This is a genomic window from Bartonella sp. AU18XJBT, assembly GCF_028618595.1.
Classification (GTDB): domain Bacteria; phylum Pseudomonadota; class Alphaproteobacteria; order Rhizobiales; family Rhizobiaceae; genus Bartonella.
Map to the genome: position 1 here is coordinate 198,867 of NZ_JAQITE010000001.1, position 14,910 is coordinate 213,776.

The window sequence follows — 14,910 nt, forward strand, 5'->3', positions numbered from 1 at the left end:
AAAAGGCAAAGCTATGAGTGAACAAGCTAAAGATGAAGCCTCTCTCAACAACAACTTCTTGCATGAAGATGATACTGTTATTCCCTTTCAAGTCGAAGAGCTTGATATCCGTGGACGTGCCGTACAACTTGGAGAAACTTTAAATTCTATTCTTAACAGACATCAATACCCTGAACCGGTTTCTTATCTTTTGGCAGAAGCTTTACTTTTAACTGTTTTGCTTGGAACTTCTCTAAAGCTTACGGGAAAATTTATTTTACAAACTCATTCCGATGGACCGGTTAATATGTTGGTATGCGATTTTTCGCCTCCGTCCAGTTTACGTGGATACGCTCGTTTTGATAAAGAACAGCTTAAACAAGCCATAGACAATAATCAAATCTCTTCAGAAACACTTTTAGGAAAAGGCACTTTAGCTTTCACAATTGATCAAGGTCCCCATATGCAACCCTATCAAGGGATAGTTGCATTAGATGGATCAAATTTACAAGAAGCTTCTCGTATTTATTTTGATCAATCAGAACAAATTCCTACCGATATCCGTTTGGCTGTTGCTATATTAATTAATCGTGACCAACAAGGAAAACCGCAGAAAAGCTGGCGAGCTGGAGGTATTTTGATCCAACTCTTACCCCAAGAATCGTCTCGTCATAAAATAGATGCCCCTCAAAAGCGAGAAGGAACGAAAACCCATACCCAATTGGATAACCAATGGCAGGAAGCTAAAATACTCATGGCAACGATTGAAAGTTCAGAATTAACAGATCCTCAAGTCGGTAGCAAAGAGCTCTTGTTTCGTCTTTTTCATGAACAAGGTATTAGAGTTTTTAATCCTTTTTCTCTTGTCGATCAATGTTCTTGTTCACACGAAAAAATTAAAGGAATCCTAGAAGGATTTTCTATTGATGAACGCAATAAAATGGTTGAAAATAAATATATTTCAGTCACATGTGAATTTTGCTCAAAAACATATTGTTTTACACCGCAAGAGTTTTTAGAAGAAAAAACATAATCAAATGTTTTTCATAAAAAATGATGATTGCAACTTTTATTTGCATCGTAAAAGTTTACGCCTAAGCTCATATGGACTTCTAGAGTATTTCTTGTCTTAGAGTTTTTTAATGTATACGAGTGATCTTTCTGCTGAAATCAGCAATCACGTCATAGAGTGCTTAAAAAGAGTTCTCTGTAAATATATTTTCTCCTCTCGAAAAAGCTTCTTTTTTATTTTTTACATCTCAAAAGTTTATTTCTTACAATGAATTCTTTTATAATATTCATTGATAGATTGATCATGTACTCATAACTTATCTTCTCTGTTAAATAAGATTTTTTGATTGTAGTCACATTTTCTTACTCGGATTTATCTTATTTAAGAGTCAAAAAAGCTCATTAGCTATAATCATACGAGAAGTTATCGAGAGAATAAATAATGTATAGACTCAATATGGACGTTATAGAGTCTATTACGAACAGATAGTGTAATGGGAATAAATATAACAATGATGCTGCGAAGGAACGGATTTGTTATTTTATAAAGATGAAAATAGCGGTGAAGTCTCCTCATAACAATGTGCATTTCAGATAAAAAGCGGAGACAAAACACTATATGATTTTGAAAATAATAGTTGGTTACTTTCACTAAGTTAGCGATGTTTCTATAGCAATATTGTTTTGTCCAACTAATTAAAAATAAAGCTCCTAAACAGATATTTAATTGCTAAAGAAAAATGAAAACTACTTAAATTTTGTCATATTTTGGAGGTTTGCTCTACAGATATTTCTGTACACATGTTTTTGAATCAACAATGGTAATGCTTTTGCCAAATTTTCCTAAGAAGAATGAGGGTCCGTATAAATAAAATAGCATATATAGCATGCTAAAACGTTATGTTTTTACAAACCTGCATTATTATATTTTTCAACTTAAAATATTGCCAATTCTTTTCACGTTTAGACAATTCATAAAAGGTATTTTTAGCCTTTATCTTAAATGTTTTTTTGATTCAACATATAGAAATTTTGAAAAATCTCATAGTACTCATAGTATAAGGTATTGTCATTTAACAGATAAAGATGGTAAATTATTATTTATAAATCAATATGTTGATATTTTATTTTTCTTCTGTCATGATTGCTTGTTCAATTTTTGGTAGAATTTTTTTTTGATAAATTTGCCATGTTAAGGGACCAACATGTTTGGCAAGAATGATGCTCTCTTTATTCAAGAGAAAGGTTTCTGGGGGGCCATATATTCCCCAATCAATGGCTGTATATCCTGAAACATCAAAGCCAATAAATTTAAAAGGATTACCAAAACTGTTTAAAAAGCGCAGGGCGTTTGTTTTGTTATCTTTATAATTAATACCAATCAGATCAAAGCGTTTATCTTGTGCAATTTTCATAAGAATAGGATGCTCTTCGCGACAGGGTAAACACCAAGAGCCCCAAAAATTGACCAATGTGACACGTCCTTTAAACTGTTTTGAATTGAGATAACTTTCTTTATCAAGAAGAGGAAGATGAATATTAGGAGCAGATTTTTCAGCTAATGCGTTTGGAAGAAGAGAAGAATCTTTAAGGTGTTTTTTATCCATAAAGTTGAAAAAAAGCACCATGAGAAGAAGAAAAAGTACAAATGGTCCAAAAAAAACAAGCAGAACAGGCAAAGATATATTTTTTTTAAGTTTTGGAGGGATGTTTTCATGATACTTTTCTTTTTGTGAAAACTCTTTTTTGTTTAGCTGTTGGAGAATTTTTTTTTGGTATAGGGCTTTGCAAAGAATATATCCAATAAGACATAAGAGGGATATTGCAGAAAGAACATAGCTTAAAACAACAATTTGCTCGTGTTTAAGGGTGCTAAGGAAAAAATCAATTTTCTGAGATAGATTTCCTAAAAGTCCGCCCTGGATGCTATTTAGGTCGAGCATGATGAAGCGTCCTGTTGTTGTGCACGACGGGATTTTTTAATCTGAAGTATTCGGATATAATGACTATTGATTTCATTTCGCATAGCCATCAAATAGAGCGCAATAAACATAAAGATGAAACAAAATAGCATTATTATAAGGGGCCATAACATAGCATTGTCGATTGTTGATCCTCCAGCACGTAACAATGATGCTGGTTGATGCAATGTATTCCACCAATTAACGGAAAATTTAATAACAGGAATATTAACAAACCCAACAAGTGTAAGAATTGAAGTAGCGCGAGCGGCTTTTACTTGGTTGTCAAAAGCACGTCCAAGCAGGATAATGGAAAGATAGATAAAAAGCAGAATTAAAACTGATGTTAACCGTGCATCCCAGACCCACCATGTTCCCCATGTAGGTCGCCCCCAAAGTGCTCCTGTCATGAGAGCCAAGGCAGTAAAAATTGCCCCAATAGGCGCCCCACATTTAAGTGCCACATCAGCAAGATGATATTTCCAAATCAGATTTCCTAATGCCGCTGCACTCATCATTACATAACAGAATGTAGACAACCACGCAAAGGGTACATGAAGGTACATAATCTTAACAGTAATGCCTTGTTGATAGTCATCAGGGGAATGCATCACCAGAATAAGCCCTAAGATAAGGAAACACAATGTTATACCGGCCAACCAAGGTAAGACAATACTGCTTATTTTCATGAAAAAGGTGAAACTTGCAGGAAGCGATCTGATTTTATATGTACGAGATAGTTCATTCATGAAATTCATAATAGGCAGAGTTTTGCTATGCGGCAATCATCTTTTATTATTCTGATAAAAGTTTAAGCGTTATCGCAGCAACAAAAGAGCCAAAGAGACTCAAAAGAAGTGAAAAAGCGCTGAGAAGAGCCAAGGACGTGAGAAAAGAAATATTTGGATTTATTGGGGCTGTAGCAGCAGAAACACCAAAAATCATAATTGGAATGATCCACGGCAAGATAATGATAAAAATAAGCAGAGTACTGTGCAACAATGAGGTTGCGAGTGCAGCTCCTATGGCGCCAATAAAAATAATGGCTGGTGTTCCGCATAAAAGGGTAAGTATTGTTGTAAAAGTTATTGTTACATCTAAATGGAGCATGAGGGCTAAAATAGGTGTAGCAAAAATAAGAGGAAGCATTGTTCCTACCCAATGGGCAAGACATTTGGTAAAGACAATTAATGTAAAACTTTGTCTTTTTCCTGAAAGGATAAATTGGTCGAGATTACCATCATCACGATCGATTTGGAACAGTTTGTTCAGATTGAGGAGTCCTGCAAGAAAGGCTCCAAACCACAATATACCAGGCCCTATTTGTGCAAGAATTTTGGGGTCTGGTCCAATGGCAAAGGGGGTTATGACAACAACAGCGATAAAAAACAATAGTCCTGTTAGTGAAGAGGCTTGTGGCGCTAATAATAGTTTAAGCTCACGCCAGAACAATGCTTTCATTTGATTCTCTCCTAGAGAGGTGAAAATTTTTCCAGAGCGATTTTATGGTTTTCTGGAATACCTAGGAAATTATGAGTTGCAGCGATAATCATACCACCTTGGTTGAGATGACGCTGGAAAATACGAGCAAGGAGTTTTTGAGCATGGTTATCAAGCCCAGATATTGGTTCATCTAAAATCCAAAGAGGACGATAAGAGAGCAAAAGGCGAGCAATAGCTACACGTCTTTGTTGCCCAGTTGACAGAGCGTTAAAGGGTAAATGTTCAAGGTTAGAAAGACCAATATCGGCAAGAGCTTCATGCACAAAGCGTGAATGTTGGCCGTAAAAATTTGCCCAAAATTGCAAATTGTCCATAACAGATAAGAGAGGCTTCATAGCATTTTGAGGACCAAGATAATGACACGCAGTTGCAACAGGGTATATTTGATCATGGTCTTTAAGTATGATATAACCTTCAGCAGCTTCAAGAAGACCAACAATGATTCGGAGTAATGTAGACTTTCCGATACCATTAGGGCCGGTGATTGTCATCAGTTGCTGTGAAAATAAACAAAAAGAAAGACCTTTAAACAGAATTTCCTCATTTCTGTAAGCGGCTAAATCTTTGCCTGATAATACCATGTGATTGCCTATTTTGTTTTTATTTTCATATTCTTTATTGCATTATTGAATAAAAACACATTTTTTATTCAATTGTACCTAGAATAGTTCTAGAAATAGTTCTATAAAGGATACCTTACATCAATATCTGGTGTAAAATGGTTTCTGGCGCTGATTTCCGCATTTGCCTATGAGAGGGTGGAGGGGGAAATGGATAGCGGAGGTAGTTGCGTCTGCGCTCAAGCTGCGACCTTGACTCGTAGTTTGTGTTGTTCATTCCTGGAAATTGGGTGGTTATAGTATGAGGGTGGACAGTCATGACTCAAATTGATAGCTTTAATTGTCGCAGAGTATTAAATGTTGGTGGCAAAGAATATACTTATTATAGCTTGATCGAAGCGGAGAAGAATGGCCTTGAAGGTGTTTCTCGTTTACCGTTTTCGATGAAAGTTATTCTCGAAAATTTATTGCGATTTGAAGATGGTCGCACAGTTAAAAAAGAGGATATCCTCAATGTTGCTAAGTGGTTAAACAACAAAGGGAGCGCTGGGGCAGAAATTGCTTATCGTCCTGCACGTGTTCTTATGCAGGATTTTACAGGTGTTCCAGCAGTTGTTGATCTTTCTGCAATGCGTGATGCTATGGTTAAACTTGGTGGTAACGCTGAAAAAATCAATCCTCTCATTCCTGTTGATCTCATCATTGATCACTCAGTTATTGTTGATGCTTTTGGCAACTCTATGGCTTTTAAGGAAAACGTTGAGCATGAATATGAACGCAATGGTGAACGCTATCGTTTCCTTAAATGGGGGCAGCAAGCCTTTCAAAATTTTCGCGTTGTTCCTCCAGGAACAGGGATTTGTCATCAGGTTAACCTAGAATATTTAGCACAATGTGTATGGATGAAGAATGAAGAGGGGTGTGAGACGGTTTATCCTGACACCTGCGTTGGAACTGATTCGCATACGACTATGGTAAATGGTTTAGGGGTTTTAGGTTGGGGTGTTGGTGGTATTGAAGCAGAAGCTGCAATGTTAGGCCAACCTGTTTCTATGTTGTTACCTGAAGTGATCGGTTTTCGTCTAACGGGTAAACTTAAAGAAGGTGTAACAGCTACCGATCTCGTATTAACGGTGACCCAAATGCTACGCCGGAAGGGTGTTGTCGGTAAATTTGTTGAGTTTTTTGGTCCTGGTTTGGAGCAGATGACGCTTGCTGATCGGGCAACGATTGGAAATATGGCACCTGAATATGGAGCAACGTGTGGTTTTTTCCCAATTGATAAGGAGACAGTGCGTTATCTCAATATGACAGGGCGTGATGAAAATCGGATTGCTTTAGTAGAGGCTTACACCAAAGCACAAGGGATGTGGCATGACGAAATGGTAGCTCATCCCATTTTTAGTGATACAATTGAATTAGATATAGGAACTGTTGTTCCTTCGATGGCCGGTCCTAAGCGTCCTGAAGGACGTATTGCATTGGAAAATGTTGGGCAAGGTTTTGAGAAGGCATTGGTCGAAGACTATAAGAAGACTTCTGGACAAGATAAGCGTTATCAGGTTGAGGGTGAAGAATATACGCTTGGTCACGGTGATGTGGTGATCGCTGCGATTACGTCGTGTACGAATACATCGAATCCAAGTGTTCTTATTGCAGCGGGGCTTTTGGCACGAAATGCTGTGGCAAAAGGTCTCAAGAGCAAACCATGGGTAAAAACTTCTCTTGCACCTGGTTCACAAGTCGTTGAAGCTTACCTTCAAAATTCGGGTCTGCAAAAAGATTTAGATGCATTAGGATTTAACTTAGTAGGATTTGGGTGCACAACATGTATTGGGAATTCAGGTCCTTTGCACCCAGCTATTTCCAAAACGATTAATGACAATGGTATAATTGCATCTGCAGTTCTTTCCGGAAATCGTAATTTTGAAGGGCGTGTTTCCCCTGATGTGCAAGCGAATTATTTAGCGTCACCACCGTTAGTTGTTGCACATGCGCTCATCGGGACGGTGTGTAAAGATTTAACCAAGGAACCTCTTGGTGAAGATTCGAATGGTCACCCCATTTATTTGAGAGATATTTGGCCAACTTCTCAAGAAATACAGGAGTTTATCGAAAAAAATGTCACGCGTAAGGTTTTTGCCGAAAAGTATGCAGATGTTTTTAAGGGAGATGAAAATTGGCAAAAAGTTCAGATTCCTACGGGTTCTACCTATTCTTGGGATGAGCAATCCACCTATGTACGCAATCCACCTTATTTCGATAATATGCAGAAAACACCTGATATCTTACCAGATATTAGAGATGCACGGATTTTAGGTTTATTTGGTGATAAAATCACGACGGATCATATTTCTCCTGCTGGTTCTATTAAAGCAGCTTCTCCTGCCGGAAAATATTTAATGGATCATGGTGTTAAAGTGGCTGATTTTAATCAGTATGGAACGCGTCGTGGGAATCATGAAGTTATGGTGCGTGGGACCTTTGCCAATATTCGTATTCGTAATTTCATGTTAGGGGAAAATGGTCGAGAAGGAGGTTATACGGTTCATTATCCGTCAGCGGTAGAACAAGCCATTTACGATGCGGCTATGGCGTATAAACAAGAAGGTATTCCACTCGTTGTTTTTGCTGGTATTGAATATGGTAATGGATCATCCCGCGATTGGGCAGCCAAAGGTACCAATCTTCTTGGTGTAAAAGCAGTGATTGTGCAGTCTTTTGAAAGGATTCATCGCTCTAATCTTGTGGGTATGGGCATTGTTCCCTTTGTCTTTGAGGAGGGTGTAAGTTGGAAATCTTTGGGCTTAAAGGGAGATGAAAAGGTAACAATTGAAGGAATTCATAACTTGAAACCTCGTCAAAAGACAGTAGCGATAATTACTTTTTCTGATGGTACGGTAAAAACCGTTCCGTTATTATGTCGTATTGATACTGAAGATGAGCTAGATTATTTGCATCATGGGGGGATTTTGCAATATGTCTTGCGTAAGCTAGCTGTTTAAATTCTTTTGTTTGTTAAGGAATATCTGTTATTAAGCTATAAAGTTGCGGATCAAAGAGTTTGGCTTCGTTTTTTATAACTATCTTTGAAAATTTAATTGACGTTAGCTTTAGGATTGCGCTATAAGTTACACGAGTTATAGGCAGCTTTATAGTTTTGCTTGGGTTGGATTTATTTATATTGGTAGAGTTGTTCTTTAGATTCATTTTACCAAGGTGTTGAAAGAGAGATTATATTTATGGCGAATACACCTTCTGCTCGAAAAGCGGTGCGCAAGGTTACGGCACGCACACAGGTTAATAAAGCCCGCCGTTCACGCGTTCGTACCTTTATACGTAAGTTTGATGATGCTTTAGCGGGTGGCGATAAGGCATCTGCAGAAATTGCATTTAAGAGTTTTGAGCCTGAAATTATGCGTGCAGTTTCTAAAGGGGTTTTTCATAAAAATGCTGCTGCGAGGAAAGTATCGCGTTTAGCTAAACGTTTGAAGGCTCTCAGCGTTTAAACTTTTTCTTCTTTAATTGAGAATAAAGCCAGTATCCATAAGGATGCTGGCTTTTTGTTTATTATTTCAAAAAGTTTCTATTGAAAATAAGAATCGACGATGATTCTCCACTTGAAAAAGGAGAGAAAGTTTATAGGGGGGGTATGGTTATCCACAAGCTTTGTGGATTTGTACAGAGTCTTTTTTGTCAAGCATTTTATTTTTTTTTTTTAATCTGAAGAGATTCTTTAATTATTGGTAAATTTAGAGAAAAAAAATGAATTGAATCAATATTTTTTTCAGTCCTCATTAATATAAGCATTTTTTTCGGTTTTTTTGATTTTATTTTGACCTCTTGCATTTTACCTCTGCTGTTTTGTATGGTTCTTATGAAGACTAAAAGGCATGAAGGGGTCACATTAGCGCATTATTCTGATTTTGTTGAATACAAGATGTCTTGATTTAGGATTTTCGGAACTTTTGTGTTGGAGAGGTTTTCTGACGGTTTTTTTAGTTTTCTTAATGGATATGTTTACCATTTTTAGAAGGATGGGTCATATCATGAGTGCAAGTAAATCTTATTGGTCATCTTTGTTAGTGGGGTTGTGATGAGGCTATCCTAGGGGAGGGTGAGTAATCTTATTTGGGGTAGGGCGTTTTGCCTTGGCTAGATTTATTTTAGCTGTTTGGCAGGACAAAATTTTATTTTTATCAGGATGGAAGATGGTGGATAAATTGAACTCTAAAGCTAGTTCCTTTAAAAGTGTTTCGGTAAATATCCTGTCGGCAGAGAATATAATAAAGAATAGGATGACGGAGAGTGATGAGAACGTTTGTAGAAATGCTTCTATAAGGCATTCTATTGTTTCAGAGGAGGAAAGTGCGGCGGCTTTTATACGTGTTATGGCGCAATTAAAGGTGCAGGTTGGTGTTGAGGCTTATACCAGTTGGTTTGGACGTGTAAAGCTTGCTGAATATAGCCATACTCTTGTAAAGCTTTCTGTTCCTACGGCTTTTTTACGTTCATGGATTAATAATCACTATGGTTCTCTTTTGACTCATTTATGGAAACAAGAGAATTCAGCAATTCTTCGTGTTGAAGTTATTGTCCGTGGTATGGAACGTGTTTCAAGAGATGTCGTTTGTAAAAGAAGTGTTCCTTCTGTTGTGCTAGAGGAGCAGGCGACTTCATCTTTTGTTGAAAGTTGCGCAGAGCATTCAGTTAAGAGTTCTCAAACGGGAGTTTTTGGATCTCCACTTGATTCTCGCTATACTTTTGAAAGTTTTGTTGAGGGGGCTTCTAATCGTGTTGCTTTAGCAGCTGCGCGTTCCATTGCGGAGGGGCATAAAAGTGCTTTGCGTTTTAATCCTCTTTTTATTCACGCATCTGTTGGTTTAGGAAAAACACATTTACTTCAAGCTATTGCTGCTTCTGCATTAAAGCGTTTAACGTCTGCGCGCGTTATTTATTTAACTGCTGAATATTTTATGTGGCGTTTTGCAACAGCTATTCGTGATAATGATGCTCTTTCTTTTAAAGAACAGCTTCGTGATATCGACCTTTTGATTATTGATGATATGCAGTTTTTACAGGGTAAGTCGATACAACACGAGTTTTGCCATTTGCTTAATATGTTGCTTGATAGTGCAAAACAGGTTGTTGTCGCTGCAGATCGTCCACCAGCAGAATTAGAATCGCTTGATCTTCGCGTTCGCTCTCGTCTTCAGGGAGGGGTAGCTCTTGAAATTGAAGCACCAGATTATGAAATGCGTTTGCAAATGTTGCGTCAGCGGTTGAAGATGGCGCAACAAGATGATGGTATGGTATCAATTTCTGATGATATCTTGGAATATATTGCGAAAACGGTTTTAGGGTCGGGGCGTGATATTGAAGGTGCATTTAATCAGCTCTTGTTTCGTCAATCTTTTGAGTCTGATTTATCTTTAGAACGGATTGATGAGTTATTAGGTCATTTGACACGTTCTGGTGAACCTAAGCGCATTCGGATTGAAGAAATTCAGCGTACGGTAGCACGCCATTATAATGTTTCTAAACAGGATTTGTTATCTAATCGTCGTACACGTACGGTTGTGAAGCCACGGCAAGTTGCGATGTATTTAGCAAAAGTATTAACTCCTCGCTCGTTGCCAGAAATTGGACGCCGTTTTGGTGGGCGTGATCATACAACAGTCTTACACGCTGTGCGTAAAATTGAAGATTTGGTTTGTGGTGATCAGACCTTGGCTAAGGAACTTGAATTGCTTAAGCGGTTGATTGGAGAACAGGCTGTATAGTGTTTATCGTTTTTTCTTTGGAGAAACTTTAAAGAATTTAATGAAAAGATTTATTTTTTCCTATGCAGGAGTGACTTGCCATTTTAAGAGAGGTTTAATAAACTCTAGCAGGCGATTCTTTAAAGAGAGTCTATTCTTTAATTTTAAAGAATTCTTATAGTTTTTAGTAAATCATACGGGGCTTTTATGCGTATTACAGTTGATCGCAGTCAATTTCTCAAGTCTCTTGGTCGGGTTCACCGTGTGGTAGAGCGCCGTAATACTGTTCCTATTTTATCGAATGTGCTTATTAATGCAGAAAATGATTGTGTGCAGTTAAAAGCAACAGACCTTGATTTAGAGGTTACGGAATCTTTTACAGTTAATGTTAAACAAGCTGGAGCAACAACTGTTCCAGCACATTTGCTCTATGATATCATTCGTAAACTTCCTGATAGCAATGAAGTTGTATTATCCGTTGATGAGAATCAAGCAGGTACAATGTCCGTTGTTTCGGGTTGTGCACATTTTCAGCTTCAATGTCTTCCGAAGGCAGATTTTCCAGAGTCACTTCCTGGACAGTTTGGTTATCGTTTTTCTCTATCGGCATCAAGCTTAAAACATTTATTTGATTGTACGCAATTTGCTATTTCTAATGAAGAAACCCGTTATTATCTGAATGGTATTTATTTCCATGTTATTAATGATGGTGTTTTGAAATTGCGTTTGGTTGCAACTGATGGTCATCGTTTGGCACAAGTTGAGATGGAAGCTCCTTCAGGAGTTGAGGGAATGCCTGGTGTTATTGTTCCTCGTAAAGCTGTAGGAGAATTGCAAAAACTTCTTTCAGAAGAAAATGATAGCGATGTATGTATAGAGCTTTCAGAGACAAAGATTCGTTTTTCTATAGGCTCTGTGATTTTTACATCAAAATTAATTGATGGAACATTTCCAGATTATCAACGTGTCATTCCTCTTGGAAATGATAAAGAATTGATTGTTAATAGGCAGGACTTTTCTTCTGCAGTTGATCGTGTTTCAACAATTTCAAGTGATCGGGGGCGTGCAGTTAAATTAACGATTGAGCATGGACAGTTAAGGCTTGTTGTTAATAGCCCAGATTCAGGCAGTGCAGAAGATCAATTATCAGTAACTTATGCATCTGAACCGCTTGAGATAGGGTTTAATTCACGTTATCTTTTGGATATTGCTGGGCAGCTTTCAAGCGATGAGATGGTTTTTATGTTGGCTGAGGTTGGAGCACCTGCTCTAATTCGTGATAAAGATGATGCGGATGTGCTCTATGTACTGATGCCTATTCGCGTTTAGGGGCAATTGTTTTGCAATGCATGGCCAGTCATGTGCACAAAGTGGCAGTAAGGCAGCTGCAGCTTTTACGTTATCGCAATTATTCTTTTTTCAATATTCATTTTTCTGGTCAGCATGTGGTTTTTACTGGCCATAATGGTGCTGGTAAGACGAATCTTTTAGAGGCGTTATCTTTTCTTTCTCCTGGTCGTGGTTTGCGGCGTGCTGTTTATTCCGACGTTAGCTTTGTAGATGGTGGCGGTGGAGGATTTGTTGTATTTGCGCGTCTTGAATGCGCTCTTTATGGTGAAGTAAAGATAGGTACAGCTTTCGAGGTTAGCGATAACAGTCGAAAGGTCCATATTAATGGTGTGAATGAGTCGAGCGATTGCCTAACAGATTATTGTCATATTAGTGTCCTAACACCATCTATGGATGGTCTTTTTACAGGTCCTTCACTTGAGCGCCGTAGTTTTTTGGATCGTATGGTTTTGGCGATTGATCCCTTGCATAGGCGCCGCGTAGCCGATTATGATAGAGCTATGCGCGCACGTAATCGTTTGTTTTTAGACGGAAATGAAGATTGCGCTTGGTTTGATGCTTTAGAAAAGCAGATGGCAGAATTAGCGACAGCTATTTCTGCTGCGCGTGTTGATGCTATTCGTCTTTTAAATGACATGTTTACACAAATGCCATCACAGATACCTTTTCCACGAGCTTTTTTGCAAATTGATGGTTTTTTGGAAACAGCTCTTAGTGAAACATCAGCAACTGAAGTTGAAGAGAAATTTTATGATCGATTACGGCATAATCGCGCAATGGATCGTGCTGCTGGTCGGACGTTAGAAGGACCACATCGTGCAGATTTGCAGGTTTTTTATGCTGATAAAAATATGGGAGCTGCATCTTGTTCAACAGGTGAACAAAAAGCGCTGTTGACAGGTTTAGTTTTGTGTCATGCACGTCTAACAGGTATGATATCGGAAAGAGCCCCCATTCTTCTTCTTGATGAAATGGCTGCCCATCTTGATTCGCATCGACGTGCTGCTTTATTTGATATTCTTGATGATTTAGCTGTACAAACATTTATGACAGGAACAGACCGTCTTTTATTTGATGACTTAAAAGGACGCGCAGAATTCTTTGAGATTAAGGATGGAGCTTTATTGTCGTAAAAACATGCTAAATATTTTTTAAATAAATGATAGGTCTGAAAGAAAAGGCTTGCTATGTCTGAGATAATAACGATTTTAAATGGTCCTAATTTAAATTTTCTAGGTCAACGTGAGCCAGAAATTTATGGAACTGAAACTTTAGAAGATATTGAAAAAAGATGCAGAGAATGGGCAAAAAAAAATAATATTATCATAAATTTTTATCAAAGTAACTGTGAAGGGCAATTAGTAGCATGGATACAAGAAGCAATAGAGACAAGTTCTGGGTTGATCATTAACCCAGCGGCTTACAGTCATACATCTGTTGCACTTCTTGATGCCCTAAAAATGTTTTCAGGGCCGAAAGTAGAAGTTCATTTATCTCACATTTATCAGCGTGAAGCTTTTCGCCACCATTCTTATACATCTGCAGCTGTAGATGCTATCATAACCGGGTGTGGTGGTGAAGGATATTGGTTTGCACTTGAATATATTGCAAAACAATTAAATTGTGATAGATAAAGAGTAAGCGTTTGATAAGAGTAATATAGGCATTGAATTCACTTGATAATTATTTTCAAATCTGTACAATGTGAGGTATATATTTATGACAATTTTTGGTGCATATGACGGGGGTAAATAAAGATGAAAAACTTTATTAGACAATTAGAAATGCTTGTGACTTTAGGGGGAGCACTGCTTTTGTCTGGTTGTAAAATGGATGTCCTTCAGCCGTCAGGTTATGTCGCACGTCAACAGCTCATTTTGATTGTTGCTTGTGTGGTTGTTATGCTTTGCGTTGTCATTCCAGTTATGGTGAGTGTGGTATTTTTAGCGATAAAATATCGCGCATCGAATACGAAAGCGAACTATTCTCCTGATTGGGCGCATTCAAATAAAATTGAAGCAGTAATGTGGGGTATTCCAATTGTAATCGTAATGGTTTTAGGTTCATTAACAGCTTATTATACCTATAAGCTTGAGCCTACACATCCTCTTCCAGTAGAGGTTGTGGGGGAAGGAGAGCCATTGCAGATTGATGCTGTAGCTCTTGATTGGAAATGGGTTTTTATTTATCCTCAATATGGTGTTGCATCGATCAATGAAATTTACGCACCTAAAGGACGTCAAGTTTTATTGCAATTGACGTCAGAAAATTCTGTCAATGCCTTTTGGGTTCCTAAATTGGGTACAGTTCTTTATGCTATGCCGCAGATGAATGCTAAGTTGCATTTGGTCGCTGAAGAACAGGGAGTATTCAAAGGAACCTCGGCAAATTACAGCGGTGATGGTTTTTCAGGGATGCGGTTTAAGTGGCATTCTGTGTCTTCGCAGGATTTTGAGGATTGGATTGTGAAAGCTCGGGCTAATGGTCGAGTTCTTGATCGTACATCTTATCGTCAACTTTCTATTGCGCCTCGTATGGGTGATATTGCTGCGAAGGAAAAAGATGCTGAAGTTCGTTATTTTGCGCCTGTTGAGAAGCGGCTTTACTATCGTATTGTTAATCGGTGTGTCGACGAAAATACGGTATGTAATGAAGATTTAATGAAGCGTGCTGCTGCTCAGACACTGTGGGGTGCACTGTGTTCAGTATTTGATCCTGATGTTATTTAAAAAGGGTCAGTAAAGAAAGAGCCCTTTTAAAATAAGGTTTCTTTTAAACTTGAAT

The 14,910-nt window shown here is 38.0% G+C and carries 12 protein-coding genes; 8 read left to right on the top strand and 4 right to left on the bottom strand.

Going from position 1 to position 14,910, the window contains the following annotated elements; all coding sequences use genetic code 11:
- Nucleotides 1-13 precede the first annotated feature (13 nt).
- Nucleotides 14-1,012, top strand: coding sequence for an Hsp33 family molecular chaperone (locus tag PVV60_RS00740; protein ID WP_273722458.1), 999 nt, complete (start codon nucleotides 14-16; stop codon nucleotides 1,010-1,012).
- A gap of 1,102 nt (nucleotides 1,013-2,114) precedes the next feature.
- Here PVV60_RS00740 and PVV60_RS00745 read toward each other — a convergent pair.
- The 4 genes from PVV60_RS00745 to ccmA form a co-directional block, all read right to left on the bottom strand.
- Entirely contained in the window at nucleotides 2,115-2,699 is a 585-nt protein-coding gene (locus tag PVV60_RS00745) for a DsbE family thiol:disulfide interchange protein (RefSeq protein ID WP_404977289.1), read from the bottom strand.
- A 221-nt stretch (nucleotides 2,700-2,920) separates the two neighbouring features.
- Nucleotides 2,921-3,700 (bottom strand): heme ABC transporter permease, encoded by a 780-nt coding sequence (locus PVV60_RS00750; RefSeq protein WP_273722459.1) that lies wholly within the window; start codon nucleotides 3,698-3,700, stop codon nucleotides 2,921-2,923.
- A 46-nt stretch (nucleotides 3,701-3,746) separates the two neighbouring features.
- Nucleotides 3,747-4,412: a heme exporter protein CcmB gene (ccmB, locus tag PVV60_RS00755; protein WP_273722460.1), complete on the bottom strand. Its 666-nt coding sequence runs from the start codon at nucleotides 4,410-4,412 to the stop codon at nucleotides 3,747-3,749.
- Between the two features lie 11 nt (nucleotides 4,413-4,423).
- Nucleotides 4,424-5,035: a heme ABC exporter ATP-binding protein CcmA gene (gene ccmA, locus PVV60_RS00760; protein ID WP_273722461.1), complete on the bottom strand. Its 612-nt coding sequence runs from the start codon at nucleotides 5,033-5,035 to the stop codon at nucleotides 4,424-4,426.
- A gap of 296 nt (nucleotides 5,036-5,331) precedes the next feature.
- Here ccmA and acnA point away from each other — a divergent pair, with 296 nt between their 5' ends.
- The 7 genes from acnA (at nucleotide 5,332) to cyoA (ending at nucleotide 14,855) form a co-directional block, all read left to right on the top strand.
- Nucleotides 5,332-8,019: an aconitate hydratase AcnA gene (gene acnA, locus PVV60_RS00765; protein ID WP_273722462.1), complete on the top strand. Its 2,688-nt coding sequence runs from the start codon at nucleotides 5,332-5,334 to the stop codon at nucleotides 8,017-8,019.
- A gap of 237 nt (nucleotides 8,020-8,256) precedes the next feature.
- Nucleotides 8,257-8,523 carry a 30S ribosomal protein S20 gene (gene rpsT, locus PVV60_RS00770; RefSeq protein WP_273722463.1) on the top strand — a complete coding sequence of 89 codons (267 nt, stop codon included), beginning with the start codon at nucleotides 8,257-8,259 and terminating at the stop codon, nucleotides 8,521-8,523.
- A gap of 702 nt (nucleotides 8,524-9,225) precedes the next feature.
- Entirely contained in the window at nucleotides 9,226-10,797 is a 1,572-nt protein-coding gene (gene dnaA / locus PVV60_RS00775; protein WP_273722492.1) for a chromosomal replication initiator protein DnaA, read from the top strand.
- A gap of 186 nt (nucleotides 10,798-10,983) precedes the next feature.
- The gene (gene dnaN, locus PVV60_RS00780; protein ID WP_273722464.1) at nucleotides 10,984-12,105 is read left to right on the top strand and encodes a DNA polymerase III subunit beta; all 1,122 of its coding nucleotides are present in this window, start codon (nucleotides 10,984-10,986) and stop codon (nucleotides 12,103-12,105) included.
- A 20-nt stretch (nucleotides 12,106-12,125) separates the two neighbouring features.
- On the top strand, nucleotides 12,126-13,259 hold the full coding sequence (gene recF / locus PVV60_RS00785; RefSeq protein WP_273722465.1) for a DNA replication/repair protein RecF: 1,134 nt from the start codon (nucleotides 12,126-12,128) through the stop codon (nucleotides 13,257-13,259).
- A 54-nt stretch (nucleotides 13,260-13,313) separates the two neighbouring features.
- Entirely contained in the window at nucleotides 13,314-13,760 is a 447-nt protein-coding gene (gene aroQ / locus PVV60_RS00790) for a type II 3-dehydroquinate dehydratase (RefSeq protein WP_273722466.1), read from the top strand.
- 123 nt (nucleotides 13,761-13,883) lie between these two features.
- The gene (cyoA, locus tag PVV60_RS00795; protein ID WP_273722467.1) at nucleotides 13,884-14,855 is read left to right on the top strand and encodes a ubiquinol oxidase subunit II; all 972 of its coding nucleotides are present in this window, start codon (nucleotides 13,884-13,886) and stop codon (nucleotides 14,853-14,855) included.
- The last annotated feature ends 55 nt before the right edge of the window (nucleotides 14,856-14,910 follow it).